Source organism: Microbacterium sp. NPDC089186 (assembly GCF_040685115.1).
GTDB classification, from domain to species: Bacteria; Actinomycetota; Actinomycetes; order Actinomycetales; family Microbacteriaceae; genus Microbacterium; species Microbacterium galbum.
In genome coordinates this window covers 309,423-331,972 of record NZ_JBFBHJ010000002.1, presented here as the reverse complement: position 1 = coordinate 331,972, position 22,550 = coordinate 309,423, and the positions used below count along the sequence as shown (strand labels likewise).

Below are 22,550 nucleotides of genomic sequence, written 5' to 3'. Positions count from 1 at the left end.
GCTCTCACGGTCGGGCGGCGAGGGGTACGCGCACGCTCGCGGCGATCCGCTCGAGGGCGTCAGCCACGACCGCAGCCCCCGCCTTGCCTCCGGCCGCGGACCGGTTGGCGATCAGGCGGTGGGCGAAGACGGGCGCCAGCAGGGCCGTGATGTCGTCGGGGATCACGTACGACCGGCCGTCGAGGGCCGCCCGCACCTTGGCGGCGCGAACGAGCTGCAGGGTCGCCCGGGGGCTCGCGCCGAGCCGGATGTCGGGGTGACTGCGCGTCGCCTGTGCGAGCGCCACGACGTACTCCTCGAGTGCCGGGGCGACGTGCACCCCGCGCGCCCAGGCGATCATGGCGGTCACCTGGCGGGCCGAGACGACGGGGGTGAGCCCGTCGAGCGGGTTGACCGCGTCGCGCTGGCGGAGCATGAGCGCCTCGGCCGCGGCATCCGGGTATCCCATCGAGATGCGCAGGAGGAAACGATCGCGCTGCGCCTCGGGCAGGGCGTACGTGCCCTCCATCTCGTACGGGTTCTGCGTGGCGACCACGAGGAAGGGGGAGGGCAGCACGTGCGTGCGCCCGTCGACGGTGACCTGCCGCTCCTCCATGGCCTCGAGCAGAGAGGACTGCGTCTTCGGCGAGGAGCGGTTGATCTCGTCGGCGATGACGATGTGGGCGAAGACCGCGCCGGGGGTGAACTCGAACTGCCGCTGCACCGGATTGAACACCGACACGCCCGTGATGTCGCCCGGAAGCAGGTCGGGGGTGAACTGGATGCGACGGACGTCGGCGTCGATCGTGGCCGCGAGGGCCCGCGCCAGCATCGTCTTGCCGACCCCGGGCACGTCTTCGATCAGCAGGTGCCCCTCCGCGAGGAGGGCGATGAGGGCGCTTCGGACCGCCTCCGGCTTGCCGTCGATCACCTGCGACACGGATGCCAGGATTCCCCCGGTCAGACGGGCGAACGTCTCTGCGTCGAGGGGCGCGTCGGCCGCGGGCCGAGCGGTGGTGTCGGGGCGGCGGAGTCGTGATGCCGCCTCGGGCGTGACCGTCTCGTCCATGGCATCCCTTGCGTCGCGGGGTGGAGGCGCGTCGTCGCCGCCGTGACCTGATCGTAACCCGCTCGGCATGGGCGGGGGCCCGAAACGACGCGGCACACAGGCGTCACTCGGCGGATGCTCGGGCCCCTAGGATCGGGGAGCGTTGGTCCACCCGAGGAGCCCGCGCATGTCGCACACCACCCCGTCCCTGCCCGCCGTCACGCACGTGCTCGCCGTCGACATCGGCGGGACGAAGGTGGATGCCGCCCTCGTCTCGCTCGCCGGCGAGGTCGAGCGGGCGAGCGTGACCCGGCGTCCGACCGGGAGGGCCGCGGACCGCGACGAGATCGCCCGCAACATCCGCGAGGCCGCCACCGCGGCGCTCGCCGCCGTCGACGGCGCCCGCGTCGGCGCGATCGGTGTGGGCAGTGCCGGCCCCGTCGACCTGCCCTCCCGCTCGGTCTCGCCCCTGAACCTGCCCCTCGCCGCCGGTCTCCCGATCGACGAGGTGCTCGGGGGGCTCGTGGACGGCCCGATCCGCCTCGCCCTCGACGGCACCTGCATCGCTCTCGCCGAGCACTGGCGCGGAGCGCTCGTGGGTTGCGACGACGCGATGGCGATCGTGGTGTCCACCGGCGTGGGCGGCGGACTCATCCTGGGCGGTCGGCCCGTTCCCGGCGCCAGCGGCAACGCGGGCCACCTGGGCCAGACGTTCGTGCGCACCATCGAGGGCGACGAGGTCGTGGCATCCACCCTCGAGGCCGTCGCGGCCGGCCCCGGGACCGTCGCCTGGGCGCAGGCGCACGGGTGGGAGGGTGAGACGGGGCTCGACCTCGCCGCCGCCCACGCGGCCGGGGACGCGATCGCCATCGCCGCCGTCAGCCGCTCGGCCATCGCCGTCGGGCAGGCGATCGCAGCGGCGGCGACACTGTGCGATCTCGAGGCCGTGGCCATCGCGGGCGGCTTCTCGCAGGTGGCCCCCGACTACGTCGCCCAGGTGCGCGCGGCCGCCGAGGCGGCGGCGCTGCACGCCTACGCGCGCCGGTGCCGCATCGTCGGCTCGGGTCTCGACGGCGACGGCCCCCTGCTGGGGGCGGCAGCGCTCGCGCTGCAGTCCTGAGGCCGGGTCTACCCTGAGACCGAGGACCGCGCCGCGGGCCGGCGAGTGAGGGCGGGGAACATGCGTACGGGTTCCAATCTGCCCGCCGTCGGCGAGTACAACCAGACGCTGGTGCTCGACCTCATCCGTCGCTCGCCGGAGGGGTTGAGTCGTGTCGAGCTCTCGGCGCGCACCGGTCTGAGCGCGCAGACGCTCAGCAACGTCACCCGCCGTCTCGCCGATGACGGTCTCATCATCGAGGCGGGCAAGGTCATCTCCGGCCCCGGCAAGCCGCGGACGCTGCTCAAGCTCGAGCCGCGCTCGCGGTTCGCCGTGGGGGTGCACCTCGACCCCGTCGTCGACACGATCGTCGTGGTCGACATGGCGGGGGAGGTCATCGCGCACGACGAGATCCCCGCGCTCCGCGAGGTCGCTCCCGAAGCCCTGGTGACGGCCGTGGGCGCGGCCGTCGACGCGATCGTCGAGCGTGCGGGGGTGCCGCGCGAGCTCGTTCTCGGGGTGGGCGTCGCCGCCCCCGGGCCGTTCGACGCCCGTGGCGGACGCCTTCTCGATCCGCCGCTGCTGCCGCAGTGGCACAACGTGAACGTGCGCGAAGACCTCGGTGCGGCGACGGGGCTGCCCGTCATCGTCGAGAAGGACGTCACCGCGGCGATGGTCGGCGAGATGTGGTTCGACCGCTCCGACGTGCTCAGCGACGCGATGTTCCTGTACTACGGCGCCGGCGTCGGCATGGGGCTCGCGGTGGCGGGCGCTCCGGTGCGCGGGCGGACCGGCAACGCCGGGGGCATCGCGCACGTGGTCGTGGATGCGGACGGACCTCTGTGCGCGTGCGGGTCGCGAGGATGCCTGGGGGTGTCGATCGAACCGCGCGTGCTCATCGCCGAGGCCGGGTACATCGACGCCGACCCGCGCTCGGGCCTCGACCGTCTCGTGCGCGATGCGGCGGATCCCCGCCACGCGGCCGCGGGAGTGCTGCGGCGGGCGGGGGAGCGGATCGCGCGGGCTCTCGTGGTGACCAACAATCTCCTCGACGTCGACGAGGTCGTGCTCGGCGGTCCCGCGTGGGAACGCCTTTCCGGGGTGCTCGCCGACATCGTCGCGGAGCATGTCGCCTCGGATCCCGCGTCGACGGCGACGCTGCCGATCATCGTGCGGCGTTCGGTGGTCGGGCTCGATGTGGCGGCCGTGGGAGCCGCGTGCTTGATGCTGGACGGCGCGTTCGCGGCCCGACCGACGCGCATGATGATCGCGCTCTGACGCGGCCCGGACCGTTCATAGCGGGGCGTGTCGCGATCGTTACCCCGCTGCGGCCCCCCTGACTTGCCGAGTTAGTCCATTTGATTTATAAAAGGTTCTGGCGACGCGGTGTCTCCACCCGAGCAAGGGAGCTTCCATGAAGAAACTGACGATGGCGACCGGTCTTCTGACCGCCACCGCCCTGACCGTGGCTCTGGCCGGCTGCTCCGGTGGCAGCGGCGACGCGGCGGACTCGAAGACGATCCGAGTCGCGTACCAGACCACGGCGACGTTCAACCAGATGCAGACGCTGATGGAGAACGCCAAGAAGCAGTACGAGGCCGCGCACGAGGGCATGACGGTCGAGCTCGTCCCGATCCAGGCCGAGGGTGCGGATTACTACACGAAGCTCGCGCTGATGAACAAGTCGGCCAGCACCGCTCCCGACGTGCAGTACGAAGACACGTTCAAGATCCAGTCCGACGCTGCGGCCGGCTACCTTCTGCCGCTCGACGACTACCTCGCGAAGTGGGACGACTGGTCGCAGTTCGCCGAGGGCGCGAAGCAGGCCGGTCTCGGCCCCGACGGAAAGTCCTACGGCGTCTCGCTCGGCACCGACACCCGCGGCCTCTGGTATAACAAGGCCCTCTTCGAGGCCGCCGGCATCTCCGTGCCGTGGCAGCCCAAGACCTGGGCCGACATCCTCTCGGCCGCCGAGAAGGTCAAGGCCTCCAACCCCGACGTCATCCCGATCAACGTCTACTCGGGCAAGACCGCCGGCGAGGCGGCATCCATGCAGGGGCTCGAGATGCTCATGTACGGCACCGAGGACACCCTCTACGACACCGACAGCAAGAAGTGGGTCGTCGGCAGCCAGGGCTTCAAGGACTCGCTGCAGTTCGTCAGCGACGTCTACCAGGGCGGCCTCGGACCGTCGCTGCAGCAGGCGCTCGACCCCAACATCTTCACCAGCGTGACCGCCGACTGGCTGCCCTCGTCGAAGCTCGCCATCGCTCTCGACGGCTCGTGGCAGTCGGCCGCGTGGGTCGACGGCGGCACCGCCGCGTGGCCCGAGTGGAGCGACGCCCTCGGCATCGCCGCCATGCCGACGCAGGACGGCCAGGCGCCCGGCACCACCAGCATGTCGGGGGGATGGACCCTCGCGATCGGTAAGAACACCAAGAACGCCGACGCCGCGTGGGACTTCCTCTCCACCGCCGTGAACAAGGACAACGCCACCGCCTACGGCATCGACAACAGCCAGATCGCCGTGCGCGCGGACGTCGCCCAGTCCAGCGAGTACCTCGACGCCAACCCGAGCTTCGAGACCTTCTCGAGCTTCGTCGACACCACCCACTTCCGCCCGGCGACCGAGGACTACGACAAGATCTCGAACCAGATCCAGGTCGCGATGGAAGCCGTCATGACCGGTCAGTCGAGCGTGGACGACGCGGCCGCCGCCTACGACCAGGCCGTCATCGGCATCGTGGGCGAAGACAACACCCAGCAGGGCTGATCGTGACCGCCCTGGATACCCCCGGGGCGACCGGAACCGGCCGGGGGTCGCGCGTGAAGACGCGCGGCCTCCGGTCGTCGGCCCGGGCGCTCCCTCTCCTGCCGGCAGCCCTGCTGCTGGCCGTGTTCCTGCTCGGCCCCATCCTGGTGTCGCTGTGGGGCTCGCTCACGAACGCGACGCTGTCGGGATCGACGGCCGTCGCCAGCGACTTCGTCGGCTTCGACAACTACGTCCAGTTGTTCAAGGCCCCCGACTTCCCCGTCGCGGTGATCAACACGATCGTCTTCGTGTTCTTCTCGGCCGTGATCGGACAGAACGTCCTGGGCCTGGCCCTGGCGCTGATGATGCGCTCCGGCAATCGCATCGTGACGGCCGTGGTCGGCACGATCGTCGTCACCGCGTGGGTTCTCCCCGAAATCGTCGCGGCGTTCGCCGCATACGCGTTCTTCCGCGACAACGGAACATTGAATGCCGTCCTCGCCGTCTTCGGCGTCGAGCCCGTCAGCTGGCTGTTCACCCTGCCGGTGCTCATGGTGATCTTCGCCAACATCTGGCGCGGCACGGCCTTCTCGATGATGGTCTACTCGGCCGCGCTGGCCGATGTGCCGCCCGAGATCACCGAGGCGGCGGAGATGGACGGTGCCAGCGGTTTCAAGCGCCTCATCCACGTCACCATCCCGATGATCCGCTCCACCATCGGCACGAACTCCATGATCGTGACCCTGCAGACGCTGTCGGTGTTCACGCTCATCTTCGTCATGACCGGCGGCGGCCCCGGCAACAAGAGCACGACGCTGCCGATCCTCGCGTACCAGCAGGGGCTGAAGTTCGGCGAGCTCGGCTACGGCACCGCGATCGCCACGATCATGCTCGTCATCGGCGCCGTCTTCTCGTTCTTCTACGTCCGCGCCCTGCGCGAGGAGGTCTCGTCATGAGCGCCACCACCACCCTCCCCGAGGTCACGGGCCGCCGCGCCCGGTCGGCCGCGCCCTCCCCGACGCGCACGAAGGCCTCGCTCTCGTCTCCGCGCACGCGCGCGCTGAGCGTGCTGTCGAACACGCTCATGATCGTCATCGGCTTCCTGTTCGTGGTGCCGCTGGTGTGGCTGGTCACCGCGTCCCTCGACGCGCAGCCGACCCTCGCGATCAAGATGCCCGAGGTCATCACCCTCGACAACTTCGCCGCGGTGATGAAGCCCGACCTGCTGTTCCTCCCGCTCTGGAACAGCGTGCTGCTCGCGGGCGGCACCGCGATCGCGACCGTGGTGCTCGCCTCTCTCGCGGCCTACCCGCTGTCCCGCTACAAGATGCGCGTCGGAAAGCCCTTCCTCTACGCGGTGCTGTTCGGAACGTGTCTGCCGATCACGGCGATCATGGTGCCGGTCTACAGCCTGTTCGTCCAGCTGAACCTCGTCGACTCCGTCGGCGGCACGATCCTCTTCCTCACCGCGAGCGCCCTGCCGATCGCGATCTGGATGATGAAGAACTTCATGGACGGCGTCCCCGTCGAGCTCGAGCACGCGGCGTGGATGGACGGCGCGGGATCGATGCGCACACTCGTGCAGATCGTCCTGCCGCTCATGCGTCCCGGTATCGCGGTGGTGTTCATCTTCACGTTCATCCAGGCGTGGGGGAACTTCTTCGTCCCCTTCGTGCTGCTGCTCAGCCCCGACTATCAGCCGGCCGCGGTCAGCATCTTCAACTTCTTCGGGTCGTTCGGAGCGGTGGCCTACGGCCAGCTCGCGGCCTATTCGATCGTCTACTCCCTCCCGGTCCTCGGCCTGTACGTGCTCGTACAGCGCGGACTCGGCGGCCCGTCGGCCCTCGCCGGCGCGGTCAAGGGCTGACCCGTCCCCCCAGACAAGGAACACATCCCATGCACGACCGCACCGCGCTCATCGAGATGCGCATCGAACGCTTCGTCCGCGAGCGTCTCGCCCCCGCCGTCTACCGCGCCCGCCAGCCCCTCGACATCCAGGCATGGGAGGCCCCGGGCGAGCCCGTGACCTTCGCCGAGGCGCGGGATGCCGCCTACCGCCCGTTCGCGATCGGGACGCCGTGGGGCCGCGCGTGGGGGACCACCTGGTTCGCCGTGTCGGGGGAGATCCCCGCTGCGTGGCGTGACGCCGCGGGCGCCCTGCCCGAGGGCACCGTCGCCGAGCTCGTCATCGACCTCGGCTTCACCGCCGGTCAGAGCGGCTTCCAGTGCGAGGCGCTCGTCTGGAACCGCGAGGGAGCGCCCATCAAGGGCGTCTCGCCGTTCAACAACGCCAGCCCGGCCGCGGTCGACGCCGACGGTCGTGTCGACGTGCTCGTCGAGGCGGCATCCAATCCCGATGTCGGCAGCCTTTTCACCTTCGAGCCCACCCCGGTCGGCGACCCCGCGACCGCGGGCGAGGCTCCTCTCTATGTGCTCCGCGAGATGTCGATCGGCCTCCGCGACCTCGCGGTGTGGAACCTGCTGCAGGACTTCCGTCTGCTCCACGGCCTCATCGCCGAGCTCGACGCGACCTCCGCGCGCCGCGCGACCCTGGTCGAGGCGATGGATGCCGCGATCGACGCGGTCGATCCCGAAGACGTCGCGGGGACGGCACAGGCCGGCCGCGACGTCCTCGCCCCGCTGATGGCCGCGCCCGCGGCATCCAGTGCCCACGTGCTGCACGCGGTCGGTCACGCCCACATCGACTCTGCGTGGCTGTGGCCGGTGCGAGAGACCGCGCGCAAGGTCTCGCGCACGTTCAGCAACGTGCTGTCGCTCATGGACGAAGACCCCGAGTTCGTCTTCGCGTCGTCATCGGCGCAGCAGTTCGCGTGGATGAAGGAGCACTACCCGGCGCTCTGGGAGCGGCTGAAGGCGCGCGTCGCCGAGGGACGCTTCGTCCCGGTGGGTGGCATGTGGGTCGAATCCGACACCAACATGGTCGGCGGCGAGGCCATGGCCCGCCAGTTCGTGGAGGGCAAGTCGTTCTTCCTCGAGGAGTTCGGCATCGACACCGAAGAGGTGTGGCTGCCCGACTCGTTCGGCTACAGCGGCGCGCTGCCGCAGATCATGAAGGCCGCCGGCGCCCGGTGGTTCCTGACGCAGAAGATCTCGTGGAACGAGACCAATCGCATCCCGCACCACACCTTCCGCTGGGAGGGCATCGACGGATCGCGCATCTTCACGCACTTCCCGCCGGTCGACAAGTACAACTCCGAGGTCACCGCGGCCGACCTCGCCCACGCCGAGCGCAACTTCGCCGACAAGGGCCGGGCCCGCACCTCGCTCCTGCCGTACGGCTTCGGCGACGGCGGCGGCGGGCCCACGCGTGAGATGACCGCGACGATCGCCCGCACGCACTCCCTCGAGGGCGCGCCGGTCGTGAAGCACTCCACGCCGCGGGAGTTCTTCGAGACCGCCGAGGCGGAGTACGCCGACCCGGCCGTGTGGGCGGGGGAGCTGTACCTCGAGTTCCACCGGGGCACCTACACCAGCCAGCTGCGCACGAAGCAGGGCAACCGTCGCAGCGAGCACCTGCTGCGCGAGGCGGAGCTGTGGGCGGCCACCGCGACCGTGCGGACGGGCGCCGCCTACCCGGCCGACGCGTTCCAGCGCCTGTGGCGCCTGGTGCTGCTGCAGCAGTTCCACGACATCCTCCCCGGCACCTCGATCGCGTGGGTGCACCGGGATGCCGAGCGCAACTACGAAGCGATCGCCACCGAGCTCGAGCAGATCATCGCCGACAGCCTCCGCGCGCTCGTCGGCGAGGGCGACCGCATGCTGCTGGTCAACGCCGCGCCGCACGCCCGCGCCGGTGCGCCGGCGCTGGGCATCGCCGCCGCACCGGGTGCGCGCGACGTCACCCCGCGCGCCGAGGGCTCGGGCTTCGTGCTCGACAACGGCATCGTCCACGCGGTGATCGACGCCCGAGGACTTCTCATCTCGCTCGTCGACGTGGTGTCGGGGCGCGAGGTCGTGCCGGCGGGCCAGGTGGCGGGGCTGTTCGAGGTCTTCCGCGACACCCCGACCCAGTGGGACGCGTGGGATATCGACGAGACCTACCGCCGGCACGCGACACCCCTCGACACCGCGGATGCCGTGCGCATCGACGCAGACGCGGTCGTCGTGGAGCGCTCGATCGGCGAGTCCACGATCGTCACGCGCGTCGCGCTCGCCGCGGGCGCGCGCACCGTGCGGCTGTCGCTCGACGTCGACTGGCACGAGCAGCAGAAGCTGCTCAAGCTGGGCGTCCCCGTCGACGTGCACACCGACCGGGCGGCATCCGAGATCCAGTTCGGACACATCGTGCGCCCGACCCACACGAACACGTCGTGGGACTCGGCACGTTTCGAGACCGCCGCGCACCGCTGGGTGCGGGTCGCGGAGCCCGACTTCGGCGTCGCCGTGACCAACGACTCCACCTACGGCCACGACATCAGCCGCCACGAGCGCGACGGCGGGGGGACCTTCTCGCTCGTGCGCCTGTCGATCATCCGGTCGGCGATGTTCCCCGACCCGGGGCAGGACCAGGGCGCGCACCACCTCGAGGTGGGCATCGTCGTGGGGGCCGACGTGCTCGACGCCGTCGCCGAGGGCTACCGCACCAACCTGCCCGAGCGGGTGGTGACCGATGCCGGGGAGGACTCCGTGGCACCCCTGGTGGCGATCGATGCTCCCGGCGTCGTCGTCGAGGCCGTCAAGCTCGCCCAGGACGGATCGGGCGACGTGGTCGTCCGTCTCTACGAAGCGCTGGGAGAGCGCACGCAGGCGCGCCTCGAGGCCGGCTTCGACGTCGCCCGCGTGAGCGAGACCGACCTGCTGGAGCGTGACGTGGACGCCGCAGCGGTGACCGCTGTGCAGGGCGGCGTCGTGGATCTCGAGCTGCGTCCGTTCCAGCTCGTCACGGTGCGGTTGTCGCGCTGACATCCGACCGACACGCGGCCGGGGTGCGATAAGCACCCCGGCCGCGTCGTCGTCTGCGGGAGGGGTCTCGGGCGAGAGCGGCCCCGCCGGTCGGGTAAGCTGTACTCGGCTCTCCGCGTGGCGGCATCCAGGCCAACTCCCCCAGGACGGAAACGTAGCAAGGGTAACCAGGCTCTACCGGGTGCGCGGAGGGTCTTTTCTTTGCCCGGAAACGGGTGGACGCTCTCCGACGCTTCAGCGGCGGCCCTCCACCGACCGCCCGGTCCCGCCGCCCGCGCGACGTCGCCGCACCGCCGCGATGACCACGGGCAGGACCGACACCGCGACGATCACGATGACGAGCACGTCGATGTTGTGAGCGATGAACGGGATGCCGCCCAGCAGCACCCCCACCAGGGTCATCGCGCACGACCAGCCGATTGCGCCGACGGCGTTCCACAGCAGGAACCGGCGATAGGGCATGTCGGCAGCGCCTACGACGAGGGGCACGTAGGTGCGCACGATGGGGACGAACCGGCCGACCACGAGCGAGAGGCCGCCCCAGCGCGGGAAGAAGGCCCCGGCTTCGGCCAGACGCGCCGTCGTGAGCAGGCGCGCGTCGTCGCGGAACAGTCGCCGGCCGAAGCGTCGGCCGAGCCAGAACCCGACCTGATCACCCGCGAGTGCGGCGAGCGACGCGACGACAGCCACCTGCCACGGAGCGATGCCGAGAGGGGCGCTGAGGATCGCCGCCGTCACCAGCAGGGAATCGCCCGGAAGGAAGGGGAAGAGCACCCCCGACTCGATGAAGACGAGGAGGGCGATCCCGGCGAGGACGAAGGGCCCGAAGGCCTGCAGCACGGATGCCGCGTCGAAGGGATTCAGGGCGGTGAGCATGCGGCGTCATCCTCCGGTCCGGGGCGGAACGGGCCGCCCGTGCCGGAGCGGGAGCGCCGACGCAGTCGACAGGAGAACCGGTCCTCCCAGATTTCGCCGAGATTGACGGCGCCCCGCGACCGTATCGCACCGGCGCGTCAGCGGCCGGGGGAGAACGGCCCGTCCAGCACCGCCCACTGCAGGAGCATGATCGTCTTGGCATCCTGGATCGACCCGTCGCGGATCATCGACAGGGCGTCGTCGATGTCGTACTCGAGGATCTCGATCTCCTCGTCCTCTTCGGCGAGGCCCCCGCGATCGCCGTGGCGCGCGGAGCCGTCGTAAGCGGCGGCGAAGAAGTGCAGACGCTCGGTGACCGATCCGGGGCTCATGTACACGTCGAACACCGGCTCGACCTCGTCGACCCGCACCCCGGTCTCCTCCTCGGCTTCCCGGCGGATCGCGGTCACCGGGTCATCGTCGTCGAGCAGCCCCGCCGCGGTCTCGATCAGCATGCCGTCGGGGTGGTCGTTGACGTACACGGGGTAGCGGAATTGCCGGGTGAGCAGCACGGTCCGCCGGGCCGGGTCGTAGAGCAGGACCGTCGCGCCGTTGCCGCGATCGTAGGTCTCGCGCGTCTGGGTGCTGCAGGTGCCGTCGTCGCCGCGGTAGCGGAACGTGGTCGCGCGCAGCACGTGCCAGCCCGCAGCGAGCAGCTCGACGTCTTCGACGACCACGCGCGGGTTGCGGTCGAGGCCGAGACCGGTCAGGTGCAGGCCGGTGCGACCGCGGTGGTCGGGGACGGTGGTGCCGGGACGCGCATCGTTCATGATTCGGAACGATAGTGCTGCCGGGTCGTCCTGATGACTCGACGCCGAAGCAACCCCGAAGCGGTGTCGGGGGCCCGCTCTAGGCTGGACGCGTGACGCAGAGCATCTACATCACGTCGGCCGAAGGTCATTCGGGCAAATCCTCCGTGGCTCTGGGCGTCCTCGACGCCCTCAGCCGCGTCACGCCGCGCGCGGGGGTGTTCCGCCCCATCGCGCGCTCCACGGCCGAACGCGACTACGTGCTCGAGATGCTGCTCGACCACGACAGCGTCGACCTGGCGTACGACGACTGCGTCGGCGTCACCTACGACGACGTGCGCGACGACGCCGATGCGGCGCTGGCGCGCATCGTCGAGCGCTACAAGGCCGTCGAGGCGCAGTGCGACGCCGTGGTCATCATCGGCAGCGACTACACCGACGTCGGCAGCCCCGCCGAGCTCGCCTACAACGCGCGCATCGCCGCCAACCTCGGTGCCCCGGTGCTTCTCGTTCTCGGTGGCCGCGCGCAGCAGGGGCACAGCGAGACCCTCGGTCTGTCGGTCGCACGCACCCCGCAGGAGGTCGGTCAGATCGCCTCCCTCGCCATCTCGGAGCTGCAGCACGAGCGTGCGGCGCTCTTCGCCGTGATCGCCAACCGCGCCGATGCCGACCACCTCGACGAGATCGTGGCATCCGTTCGCCAGGTCGTCGACGCCGCTCCGGTCGCCGGAGAGGACCGCACCGTTCCCGTGTGGGCGCTTCCGGAAGACCGCTTCCTCATCGCGCCGTCGGTCCGGGGCGTCCTGCGCTCGGTCGAGGGCGAGCTCATCAAGGGCGACCCGGCGCTGCTCACGCGCGAGGTGCTGGGCGTGGTCGTGGCGGGCATGTCGATGGTCAACGTGCTGCCGCGACTGAAGGAGTCCGCGGTCGTGGTGATCCCCGCCGACCGCACCGAGGTGTTGCTCGCGGCGCTGCTCGCCAACGCGTCGGGCACTTTCCCGTCGCTGGCGGGCATCGTGCTCAACGGCGGGTTCGAGCTGCCCGACTCGATCGTGCGACTCATCGACGGCCTCGGCTCGCCGCTGCCGATCATCGCCACCGACCTCGGCACGTACGACACCGCCGTGCGCATCATGAACACGCGCGGTCGCCTGGCCGCCGACTCCCAGCACCGCTACGACACCGCGCTCGCACTGTTCGAGCGCCACGTCGACACCGAGCTGCTCACGCGCGAGCTCGGCGTCGCCCGCCCGAGCGTCGTCACCCCGCTCATGTTCGAGTACGGCCTCGTCGACCGGGCCCGCGCCGACAAGCGCCGCATCGTGCTGCCCGAGGGCACCGACGACCGCGTCCTGCGGGCGGCGGCCACCGTCCTCTCGCGCGGCATCGCCGACCTGACGATCCTCGGCGAGCCGATCGAGGTGCGCGGGCGCGCGATCGAGCTGGGTATAGACATCCGCGATGCCGAGGTGCTCAGCCCCTTCGACGCCGTGCACGTCGACAAGTTCGCCACCGAGTACGCCCGGCTCCGGGCGCATAAGGGCGTCACCTACGCGCAGGCCGCCGACACCGTGACCGACGTGTCGTACTTCGGCACCCTGATGGTGCACCTGGGCCTGGCCGACGGCATGGTCTCGGGTGCTGCGCACACGACGGCGCACACCATCCGTCCGGCGTTCGAGATCATCAAGACCGCCCCGGGCGTCTCGGTGGTGTCGAGCGTGTTCCTCATGGCGCTCGCCGATCGCGTGCTCGTGTACGGCGACTGCGCCGTCATCCCCGATCCGACCAGTGAGCAGCTCGCCGACATCGCCGTGTCGTCGGCGGCTACGGCCGAGCAGTTCGGCATCGCCCCGCGCGTGGCGATGCTGTCGTACTCGACGGGGGAGTCCGGCACCGGTGCCGACGTCGAGAAGGTGCGCGCGGCGACCGCCCTGGTGCGCGAGCGCGCTCCGGAGCTCCTCGTCGAGGGACCCATCCAATACGACGCCGCCGCCGACGCGGCCGTGGCACGCGCCAAGATGCCGGGATCGGAGGTCGCCGGACGCGCCACGGTGTTCGTCTTCCCCGACCTCAACACGGGCAACAACACATACAAGGCGGTGCAGCGTTCGGCCGGCGCCGTCGCGATCGGACCGGTCCTGCAGGGGCTGAACAAGCCCATCAACGACCTGTCGCGCGGAGCGCTCGTCGACGACATCGTCAACACCATCGCGATCACCGCGATCCAGGCCCAGGGGAGCCCCGAATGAGCGTCGTGCTCGTCGTCAACAGCGGATCGTCGTCGTTCAAGTACCAGCTGCTCGACATGGCGCGCGAAGAAGTCCTGGCGAGCGGCCTCGTCGAGCGCATCGGGGAGTCGACCGGGGTCGCGCGGCACACGGTGAAGGCGGCGGCCCTCGCCTCGACCGAGGGCCCGGCGCCCACGGTCACCGACGCGACCTCGACCATCGAGCGCGAGATCCCCGACCACACCGCCGGCTTCGCCGTCATGCTCGAGGCCTTCGCCGCGCACGGACCCTCGCTCGACGAGCACCCGCCGGTCGCGGTCGGCCATCGCGTCGTCCACGGCGGCGCGCGGTTCTTCGCGCCGACCGTGGTCACCCCCCTCGTCGAGATCAACATCGACGAGCTGTCGGTGCTCGCGCCGCTCCACAACCCCGCGAACCTCGCCGGCATCGTCGCCGCCAAGAAGGCGTTTCCGACCGTGCCGCACGTCGCGGTCTTCGACACCGCGTTCCATCAGTCCCTCGCTCCCGAGGCGTACACCTACGCCATCGATCGCGAGGTCGCCGAGGCGCACCGCATCCGTCGCTACGGCTTCCACGGCACGAGCCACAAGTTCGTCAGCGAGGCCGCCGCCGCCTTCGTCGGGCGCCCCCTCGGTGAGCTGAAGCAGATCGTCTTCCACCTCGGCAACGGTGCGTCCGTGGCCGCGATCGAGGGTGGCCGCTCGGTCGACACCTCGATGGGGCTCACCCCCCTCGAGGGTCTCGTCATGGGAACGCGCTCGGGCGATCTCGACCCGGCCGTGCTCCTCCAGCTCGCCCGTCGCGCCGAGATGTCGATCCCCGATCTCGACACGCTGCTGAACAAGCGGTCCGGCCTTCTCGGCATCGCCGGCGTCTCCGACATGCGCGACATCCAGGAGCGACGGGATGCCGGCGACCCGGCGGCGCGGCTCGCCTTCGACGTCTACATCCACCGCCTGCGTGCCTACGCAGGGGCCTACCTCGCCCAGCTCGGCGGGGTCGATGTCATCTCGTTCACGGCGGGGGTGGGGGAGAACGCCCCCGCGGTCCGCGCGGAGGCGATGGCCACCCTCGGTTTCGCCGGCGTCGAGATCGACCCCGCGCGCAACGCGGCGCGCGAGCGCGGCATCCGTCGCATCTCCACCGATGCCTCGCTCGTCGAGGTGCTCGTCGTACCGACCGACGAGGAGCTCGAGATCGCCCGGCAGACGCTGTCGGTCACGGCCTGAGTGCTCAGACGGGTGTCGGCTCGTCGCCGAACGCGGCCCGCGCCTGCGCGATGAGCTGGTCGCTCGTCACGTCCTCCCCGAGCGCGGTGCGCAGCGTGTGCGCCTGGATCGCGGTGACGATCCCCCGTGTCACCGCCTCGAGGGAGCGCCCATTCGCGAGGGCCCAGGGGGTCGCGGCGGCCCGACAGGCGTCCGTGAGGGCTCCGACGGTCGATACGTAGATCGCGTGGAGGTCGGGGTCGGTCGTGGCTTCGCTCCAGATCTGGAGAAGGATCCGCCGGGGCAGCGGGCCGTCGTCCGCGCGGGCGCAGACGACGGCGACGATCTCGGCGGGGGTGCGGACGCGGCCGCTGTCGGCGAGGAGTTCCTCGACGCGGCTCGGGATGACGTCCGCGGCCACGGCCGCCATGATCTCCGAGCGGGTGGCGAAGTGGGAGTAGATCGAACCGACCGACAAGCCCGCCTCGGCGGAGATGTCGGCGATCGAGGTGTGCGCGAGTCCTTTGGCGGCCGCGGCCCGGAGGGCGGCATCCATGATCTCGAGTCGCCGCGCGCGAGCGGTCTCTTCCGTGAGGCGGGGCATCCAAGAAGAATACCCGTTCTCCATGGTATAAAAAGAGCGATTGTTCTGTTTGGTACGGAGGGCGCCATGTCGACCACACCCATCACTTCGAAGCGCACGCGATGGGTGCCGGCCCTCGCCATCGGCGTGGGGTCCGCCGTCGTCGTCGCCCTCATCGTGGCGGCGTTCCTCTGGCCGACCGTCACCTCCTCTGTGAAGGGGATCCCCCTCGGCGTCGTCGGAGAGTCGTCCGCCGTGGCGGCGGTCGAGCAGGGGCTGCAGCAGAACGCCGCGGACGTCTTCTCGACCCTCGCCGAGGAGTCCCGCGACGACGCCGTGGCATCCGTTCAGCGCCGTGAGGCCTTCGGCGCGATCATCACGGGCCCGTCACCCGAGGTGGTGATCGCCAGTGCGGCGTCACCCTCGGTCGCGGCGATCCTGCGTCAGGTCGCCGGCTCTCTCCAGCAGCAGGCGGCAGCTCGGGTCGCCGCCGCCGGGGGCGATCCCGGGTCGGTCTCGGTCGCGGTGACGGACGTCGTTCCGCTCGTCGACACGGACCCCAACGGCTCGGCCCTCGCCGCGGTCGGCTTCCCTCTGACCCTCGGCGGCATCGCCGGAGGCGTGTTGATCTCCCTCCTCGTGGCGGGGGTGGGTCGTCGCCTCGTCGCACTCGCGCTCTTCACGGTGGTGTCGGCCGGCGCCGTCACCCTCGTCACGCACGCATGGTTCGGCATCCTTCCGGCTCCGGGCGGTTCCTTCGTGCTCGCGGCGGCCATGGCGGTGAGTCTGCTCGGGACGGCGTCGTTCGTCGTGGGCGCGAACGCGGTGCTGCGCACGGCCGGAATCGCGATCGGCGCCGGCCTCACCATGCTCGTCGCCAACCCGATCTCGGCCGCGGCCGTCCCCGTGCAGTTCCTCGCGGAGCCGTGGGGCCAGGTCGGCCAGTTCTTCGTCCCGGGTGCCGCCGCCACGCTGGTGCGTGATCTCGCCTACTTCCCCGCGGCGGATGCCACGCGCCCCTGGCTCGTGCTGATCGCCTGGGCCGCGTCGGGCGTGGTGCTCAGTGCTGTCGGACACTTCCGCAACCGCGAGGTGGTGCACCTCGAGGCGATCGAGGAGGACGCCCCGATGACCCGGCGCTCGCGCCAGGTCTCGCCCGCGACGCGGTGAGTCGGTCGACGCGACGATGACGTCGGATCGTGTCGGCCGTCGTCAGCCTCCGGCCAGCGCCATGTGCACCTGGTAGCGATCCCCGCGGTACCACGACGTGACGTGCTCGACCGCGCGACCGCCGGAGCGCGACGTGCGCCGGAACACCAGGACCGGCGACCCGGGAGGCACCGCGAGCGCCGTCGCGACGGCATCCTCGACCGCTTCCGTCCACACCGTCTGCTCGGCGGCGTCGATGCGGACGCCGTACCTCTCGGCCAACAGGCCGTAGAGGGACGTGCCGAGGTCTTGCTCGCCGAGGTCGTCGGCGAGACGCGGTGAGTACCAGCCGGTCTCGAGGGCCATCGGGATGCCGTTGGCCAGGCGCAGACGCTCGATCGACCAGGCTTCTTCGTCCTCATCGAGGCCGAGGGCTGCGCGCACGTCGAGGGGCGGGATCGCCCTCTCGGCGCGGCGGACGAGGGTCGTGGCGACCATGCCCCGTCGACGCATGTCCTCTGTGAACGACGCGAGGTGCAGTTGGGACTGCACGCGCTCGCCGGCGACGAAGGTGCCCTTCCCCTGCACCGTGTACAGCTTCTGCTCGTCGATCAGTTGCCGCAGCGCCTCGCGCACGGTCGCCCTGCTCACCCCGTGGCGGGTCGACAGTTCGCGTTCCGACGGGATGGCCGCGTGGGCCGGCCACGTGCTGCCGATGTCCGACAGCAGGATCGCGCGCAACTGGGCGTGCTTGGGAATGGGGCCGGCGGTGACGGCGGGCGGGGTGTCGGCATCGCGGAGACGGGGCATGACGGCGTCGACTTTCGGTGTTGACACGCCCGACGGCGACCAGTAGCTTCACTGGTACGTACCAGTACGAGCCACGTGGTCGGCGCGGGCGAAGACGATCTGATCTTCCCCAACCTAAGCGACGGTCGCTGGTGCGTACCGTCGAACCGCCGCCCCCGAGGAGTCCCCGTGACCGTCATCCTGTCCCCGCTCGTCGGAGTCGTCCTGCCGCTCGCCGACGTACCCGATCAGTTGTTCGCCCAGGGGGCGATGGGTCCGGGCGTCGCGGTCGAGCCGCCTCTCGAGATCGTCGACGTCGTCTCGCCGGTCGAGGGCACGCTGCTGCAGGTCTTCCCGCACGCGTTCGTCGTCGTGACCGACGAGGGGGTGGGCGTGCTCGTGCACCTCGGGCTCGACACGGTCCAGCTCCAGGGCGAGGGCTTCACGGCCTATGCCGCCAAGGGCGATCGGGTTGCGGCGGGCACCCCGGTCATCGCCTACGACGTGCCGGCGATCCGCGCGGCGGGCCTCGCCAGCGTCGTCCCCGTGGTCGTCCTCGAGCGCTCCGCCGACGACGTGTCCCTGCACGCCGCCGAGGGCGCCGAGATCACCCCCGGTACCCCCCTTCTGTCCGTCTGATCCGTTCCGTCACCGTCGAGAGAGAACCGTCATGGCCACCACCGTCCCCACCGCGCGCCGCCGTGGAATCCCGGGCTTCGCGCAGATGCAGCGCCTGGGCAAGAGCCTCATGCTGCCCATCGCGGTGCTGCCGGCCGCCGGCATCCTGCTCCGTCTCGGTCAGCCCGACCTGCTGGGCCAGATCGACCTGCCGGTCATCGGCCCCTTCTTCCAGGCCATGAGCGCGGCCGGCGGTGCGCTGTTCGACAACCTCGCGCTGCTGTTCGCGGTCGGTGTCGCGATCGGCTTCGCGAAGAAGGCCGACGGATCGACGGCGCTCGCGGCCGTCGTCGGATACCTCGTGCTCGCGAACGTGTTCAAGGCGATGTCGCCGGTGGTGCTCGCCGGGCAGACCACGGCCGCGGGCGATCAGGTGCAGATCAACTACAGCGTGTTCGGCGGCATCGTCATCGGCCTGCTCACGGCGTGGCTGTTCGACCGGTACCACACCATCCAACTGCCGTCCTACCTGGGATTCTTCGGTGGGCGCCGGTTCGTTCCCATCGTCGTCTCGCTCGCGAGCCTCGTCGTCGGGTTCGGGCTCAGCTACTTCTATCCGATCTTCGACACCGGCCTGACGGGCCTCGGGGCCTTCATCGGCGGCACGGGCGCGATCGGCGCCTTCGTCTACGGATTCGCCAACCGCATGCTCATCCCCGTGGGGCTGCACCACATCCTCAACTCCTACGTGTGGTTCCTGCAGGGCTCGTACACGAAGGGCGACGGCAGCGTCGTCACCGGTGAGCTCACCCGCTTCGCCGCGGGCGACCCCACCGCGGGTGCGTTGACCTCGGGCTTCTACCCTGTCCTGATGTTCGGTCTCCCCGCCGCCGCGCTCGCCATGATCCACCTGGCCAATCCCGCGCAGCGCAAGGCCGCGATCGGCATCCTGGGCGCCGCCGGCCTCACGGCGTTCCTGACCGGGATCACCGAACCGCTCGAGTTCGCGTTCATGTTCGTCGCGTTCCCGCTCTACGTGGTTCACGCGGTGCTCACCGGCATCTCGCTCGCCGTCGCCTACCTGCTCGACATCCACCTCGGTTTCTCGTTCTCCGCGGGACTGTTCGACCTGCTCCTGTACGGCACGGCGCCGGCGGCGAACAACATCTGGCTGTTGGTGGTGATGGGCGTGATCTACTTCGGCGTCTACTACCTCCTGTTCCGCCTCGTCATCAAGAAGTGGAACCTGCGCACCCCGGGCCGCGAAGACCTGTCCGCCCCGACGAGCGACGCCCCCGCGGTCGACGCCGACGCCGACCCCGCCGCCGGAACGCCGATCGCCCCGTCCGCGCCGGCCGTCGCCACCGCCACCGACACTGCCGCAGCCGCTGCGCCCGCCCCGGCTCCCACCGGGTCCACCGCCGAGCAGCTCATCGACGCCTTCGGAGGCCGCGCCAACCTCAAGCACGTCGACGCCTGCATCACCCGCCTGCGCATGGAGGTCGCCGACCGCACACTCGTCGACCACGCACGACTGAAGCAGCTCGGCGCCGCCGGGGTGCTCGAGGTCGGCGACAACGTGCAGGCCGTCTTCGGCCCCCGCGCCGAGATGCTCAAGAACGACATCCTCGAGGTGCTGTGATGACGAACGGATGCCGCGCCCTCGGCGCCCGAGCGAGAGGGGGATGGTGATGGAGGTCGTCGTCGTCCCCACCCCCGAGGATGCCGCCCGCGTCGTCGCCGACGCCTACACCGCCCTGCTGCACGCCACTGCGTCGGCGGTGCTCGGCCTCGCCACGGGCTCGACGCCCCTTCCGGTGTACCGCGAGCTCGCGCGCCGTCACCGGGACGGGGACCTGAGCTTCGCGCGGGTGCGGGCGTTCCTGCTCGACGAGTACGTCGGGCTGCCCGCCGGTCACCCCGAGCGGTACCGCGAGTTCATCCGCACCGAGCTCGAGCAGCACGTCGACTTCGCCCCCGACGCGATCCTCGGCCCGGGCGACCTCGAGGTCCCGCCGCTGGAGGCCGGTCCCGCGTACGAGCAGCGCATCCGCGACGCGGGAGGCATCGATCTGCAGATCCTCGGGATCGGAACCGACGGTCACCTCGCCTTCAACATGCCGATGTCGAGCCTCGCGAGTCGGACGCGACTGAAGACCCTCACCCCCCGCACACGGCAGGACAATGCCCGGTTCTTCGACGGCGACATCGATCAGGTCCCCACCCATTGCCTCACGCAGGGGCTGGCGACGATCCTTGACAGCCGTCACGCGATCATGCTCGGTTTCGGCCGCGGCAAGGCGCAAGCGGTGCGCGAGGCGGTCGAGGGACCCGTGTCGGCGCGGTGGCCGGCCTCGGTGCTGCAGCTGCATCCCCACGCGACGGTCGTCGTCGACGAGGATGCCGCGAGCCAGCTCGCCTTCGTCGACTACTACCGCACCACCTACGCCGGGAAGCCGGCGGGGCAGGGGCTGTGATGCGCCTGCGTGCCGCGCGGGCGTTGATCGGGGGATCGTTCGTGGGCCCCGTCGTCCTGGAGATCGCCGCGGGGCGGATCACCCGCATCCGCCCGGCGACGGGGGACGAGAGCGTCGATCACGACGTCGTCGACGGCGTCGTGACGGCGGGCATGCTCGACCTCCAGGTCAACGGCTCGTTCGGAGTCGACGTGGCGGCCGCCGACGAGGCGGGGTGGCGAACTCTCCTCGCCGGGCTCGCCGCGCGCGGGGTCACCGGGATCGAGCCGACCGTCATCACCGCGCCCCTGCCCGACACCGTCGCCGCCCTCGAGCGCGTCGGACGGGCGAAGGAGCGGTTCGCCGACGAACCCGTCGCCCGTGTCCTCGGCGCGCACCTCGAGGGCCCGTTCCTTTCGCCCGCCCGTAAGGGCGCGCACCGCGCCGACCTCATGCTCGCCCCCGCCCGCGAGCACCTCGATACCCTGCTCGAGCGCCCCGCGGCCCGCGCCGCGCTGCGCACCGTCACCCTCGCCCCGGAGCTCCCCGGCGCGCTCGAAGCCGTCCACCGTCTCGCCGGGGAGGGCTACGTGGTCGCGGTCGGGCACAGCGACGCCACCGCCGCGCAGGTGCACGCGGCGGGCGACGCCGGCGCCACGATGACCACCCACGTCTTCAACGCCCAGCGCCCCCTCAAACCGCGTGAACCCGGGGTCCCCGGCGCGGTGCTCTCCGACGATCGCTTCTTCGTCGGCACGATCATCGACGGGCAGCACCTCGACCCCAGCGTGGTCTCGCTCGTGCTCGCCTCCGCCGCTCGACGCACGGTCGGCGTCACCGACGCGATCGTCACCGCGGGGCTCGAGACCGACCGGTGGTGCGACTTCGGCGGTCAGCCGGTCGCCAACGACGCCCACGGGCTCGGCCGGCGACGAGACGGCACGATCGCCGGTGCCGGCATCGTGCTGGATGAGGGCGTGCGCCGCATGATCGCCGCGGGGCTCGACCCCGCCGCCGTCCTGTCGGCCTGCACAGAGAACGCCGCGCGCTCGCTGGTGCGCACCGACATCGGTCACGTCGCCGAGGGGGCGGCGGCCGATCTCGTGCAGTGGGATGCCGACTGGCATCCGTCCCAGGTGTGGATCGGCGGACGCGCCCTCTCGGTCACCGCGCGATAGCCCCTCGCCGCGTCGCCCCGCCACTACGCTGGAGGGGCGGCGCTCCGGGCGCCCGCGCCACCGCACCCCGATCTGGAGCACGCCGTGACCGACAGCCCCGACCTGCCCGACCTCACCTCGTTCGACGGCGTGCTGTTCGACCTCGACGGGGTTCTCACCCCCACCGCCGAGGTGCACATGCGCGCGTGGAAGACGATGTTCGACGAGCTGTTCGCGGCGTGGAAGATCGAACCGGCCTACACCGACCGCGATTACTTCGAATACGTCGACGGAAAGAAGCGCTACGACGGGGTCGCGAGCCTGTTGCGCAGCCGCGACGTCGAGGTGCCGTGGGGCGACCCGTCGGACGACCCCAGCGAAGACACCGTGTGCGGCGTCGGCAACCGCAAGAACGAGGTGTTCTCCCGCATCCTCCGCAGCGAGGGCATCCGACCCTATCCGGGGTCCGTCGCCCTCCTCGACGTGCTCCAGGCCGCCGGCACCCCGATCGCGGTCGTTTCGAGCTCGAAGAACGCCGTCGAGGTGCTCGAGGCCGCGGGGCTGCGCGACCGGTTCCCCGTCGTGATGGACGGCGTGGTCGCCGAGCGCGACCATCTGGCATCCAAGCCCGCCCCCGACGTGTTCGCCGAGGCCGCCCGCATGCTGGGCGTCGATCCCGCGCGATCGGTCGCGGTCGAAGACGCGCTGAGCGGCGTGCGCTCGGCCGTCGCGGCCGGCTACGGCGTGGTGGTCGGCGTGGACCGCGGCGTCGGCGCCGACGACCTCTCCACCGCCGGCGCGACGGTGGTCGTCGACGACCTCGCCGCGTTCGTAGACTGAGCCGTCGCCTGCGCGCGGCGTCCCTCGCTCCGT

General features: G+C 70.9%; 19 protein-coding genes and 1 other RNA gene. 15 read left to right on the top strand and 5 right to left on the bottom strand.

Translation table 11 applies throughout. From position 1 onward, the window contains the following. Positions 1 to 4: 4 nt before the first annotated feature. Complete coding sequence (locus AB0N82_RS07790) at positions 5 to 1,048, bottom strand: MoxR family ATPase (protein WP_315994908.1); 1,044 nt, start codon at positions 1,046 to 1,048, stop codon at positions 5 to 7. Between the two features lie 166 nt (positions 1,049 to 1,214). Between AB0N82_RS07790 and AB0N82_RS07785 the strand changes: the two genes are divergently transcribed. The 7 genes from AB0N82_RS07785 (at position 1,215) to ffs (ending at position 10,002) form a co-directional block, all read left to right on the top strand. Next, a complete protein-coding gene (locus AB0N82_RS07785; protein WP_315994907.1) occupies positions 1,215 to 2,147 on the top strand; it encodes an ROK family protein in 933 nt (310 codons plus the stop codon). Positions 2,148 to 2,207: 60 nt separating this feature from the next. After that, a complete protein-coding gene (locus AB0N82_RS07780) occupies positions 2,208 to 3,404 on the top strand; it encodes an ROK family protein (protein WP_363390080.1) in 1,197 nt (398 codons plus the stop codon). Positions 3,405 to 3,540: 136 nt separating this feature from the next. Then, complete coding sequence (locus tag AB0N82_RS07775; protein ID WP_363390077.1) at positions 3,541 to 4,899, top strand: extracellular solute-binding protein; 1,359 nt, start codon at positions 3,541 to 3,543, stop codon at positions 4,897 to 4,899. Positions 4,900 to 4,901: 2 nt separating this feature from the next. Continuing rightward, a complete protein-coding gene (locus AB0N82_RS07770) occupies positions 4,902 to 5,834 on the top strand; it encodes a sugar ABC transporter permease (RefSeq protein ID WP_363390074.1) in 933 nt (310 codons plus the stop codon). Between the two features lie 128 nt (positions 5,835 to 5,962). Beyond that, positions 5,963 to 6,745: a carbohydrate ABC transporter permease gene (locus AB0N82_RS07765; RefSeq protein ID WP_363391187.1), complete on the top strand. Its 783-nt coding sequence runs from the start codon at positions 5,963 to 5,965 to the stop codon at positions 6,743 to 6,745. A gap of 29 nt (positions 6,746 to 6,774) precedes the next feature. Further along, positions 6,775 to 9,801 carry a glycoside hydrolase family 38 C-terminal domain-containing protein gene (locus AB0N82_RS07760; protein ID WP_363390071.1) on the top strand — a complete coding sequence of 1,009 codons (3,027 nt, stop codon included), beginning with the start codon at positions 6,775 to 6,777 and terminating at the stop codon, positions 9,799 to 9,801. A gap of 104 nt (positions 9,802 to 9,905) precedes the next feature. Beyond that, positions 9,906 to 10,002, top strand: an RNA gene (ffs, locus tag AB0N82_RS07755) — signal recognition particle sRNA small type. A 33-nt stretch (positions 10,003 to 10,035) separates the two neighbouring features. Here the strand turns inward: ffs and AB0N82_RS07750 are convergent. Further along, complete coding sequence (locus AB0N82_RS07750) at positions 10,036 to 10,677, bottom strand: DedA family protein (RefSeq protein WP_363390068.1); 642 nt, start codon at positions 10,675 to 10,677, stop codon at positions 10,036 to 10,038. 137 nt (positions 10,678 to 10,814) lie between these two features. Beyond that, positions 10,815 to 11,486: an NUDIX domain-containing protein gene (locus AB0N82_RS07745; protein WP_363390065.1), complete on the bottom strand. Its 672-nt coding sequence runs from the start codon at positions 11,484 to 11,486 to the stop codon at positions 10,815 to 10,817. Positions 11,487 to 11,578: 92 nt separating this feature from the next. Between AB0N82_RS07745 and pta the strand changes: the two genes are divergently transcribed. Next, positions 11,579 to 13,717, top strand: coding sequence for a phosphate acetyltransferase (gene pta / locus AB0N82_RS07740; protein WP_315994900.1), 2,139 nt, complete (start codon positions 11,579 to 11,581; stop codon positions 13,715 to 13,717). After that, complete coding sequence (locus AB0N82_RS07735; protein WP_363390061.1) at positions 13,714 to 14,946, top strand: acetate kinase; 1,233 nt, start codon at positions 13,714 to 13,716, stop codon at positions 14,944 to 14,946. The genes pta and AB0N82_RS07735 overlap by 4 nt, the downstream gene beginning before the upstream one ends. Before the next feature lie 4 nt (positions 14,947 to 14,950). Here AB0N82_RS07735 and AB0N82_RS07730 read toward each other — a convergent pair whose 3' ends face one another. Further along, positions 14,951 to 15,529: a TetR/AcrR family transcriptional regulator gene (locus tag AB0N82_RS07730; RefSeq protein ID WP_363390059.1), complete on the bottom strand. Its 579-nt coding sequence runs from the start codon at positions 15,527 to 15,529 to the stop codon at positions 14,951 to 14,953. 66 nt (positions 15,530 to 15,595) lie between these two features. Between AB0N82_RS07730 and AB0N82_RS07725 the strand changes: the two genes are divergently transcribed. Further along, positions 15,596 to 16,678, top strand: a complete 1,083-nt coding sequence (locus tag AB0N82_RS07725) for a hypothetical protein (RefSeq protein WP_363390057.1) — start codon at positions 15,596 to 15,598, stop codon at positions 16,676 to 16,678. Between the two features lie 42 nt (positions 16,679 to 16,720). Here AB0N82_RS07725 and AB0N82_RS07720 read toward each other — a convergent pair whose 3' ends face one another. Then, on the bottom strand, positions 16,721 to 17,467 hold the full coding sequence (locus tag AB0N82_RS07720; RefSeq protein ID WP_315994898.1) for a GntR family transcriptional regulator: 747 nt from the start codon (positions 17,465 to 17,467) through the stop codon (positions 16,721 to 16,723). 168 nt (positions 17,468 to 17,635) lie between these two features. On the opposite strand from AB0N82_RS07720, the gene AB0N82_RS07715 reads away from it, so the two are divergent. The 5 genes from AB0N82_RS07715 (at position 17,636) to AB0N82_RS07695 (ending at position 22,517) form a co-directional block, all read left to right on the top strand. Continuing rightward, positions 17,636 to 18,085 (top strand): PTS glucose transporter subunit IIA, encoded by a 450-nt coding sequence (locus AB0N82_RS07715; RefSeq protein ID WP_363390053.1) that lies wholly within the window; start codon positions 17,636 to 17,638, stop codon positions 18,083 to 18,085. A 31-nt stretch (positions 18,086 to 18,116) separates the two neighbouring features. Beyond that, positions 18,117 to 19,706 carry a PTS transporter subunit EIIC gene (locus AB0N82_RS07710; RefSeq protein WP_315994896.1) on the top strand — a complete coding sequence of 530 codons (1,590 nt, stop codon included), beginning with the start codon at positions 18,117 to 18,119 and terminating at the stop codon, positions 19,704 to 19,706. A gap of 49 nt (positions 19,707 to 19,755) precedes the next feature. Next, a complete protein-coding gene (nagB, locus tag AB0N82_RS07705; RefSeq protein ID WP_363391184.1) occupies positions 19,756 to 20,541 on the top strand; it encodes a glucosamine-6-phosphate deaminase in 786 nt (261 codons plus the stop codon). After that, positions 20,541 to 21,698: an amidohydrolase family protein gene (locus tag AB0N82_RS07700; protein ID WP_363391181.1), complete on the top strand. Its 1,158-nt coding sequence runs from the start codon at positions 20,541 to 20,543 to the stop codon at positions 21,696 to 21,698. Before nagB ends, AB0N82_RS07700 begins: the two co-directional genes overlap by 1 nt. 84 nt (positions 21,699 to 21,782) lie before the next feature. After that, positions 21,783 to 22,517 carry a beta-phosphoglucomutase family hydrolase gene (locus AB0N82_RS07695; RefSeq protein WP_363390050.1) on the top strand — a complete coding sequence of 245 codons (735 nt, stop codon included), beginning with the start codon at positions 21,783 to 21,785 and terminating at the stop codon, positions 22,515 to 22,517. Positions 22,518 to 22,550 lie beyond the last annotated feature (33 nt).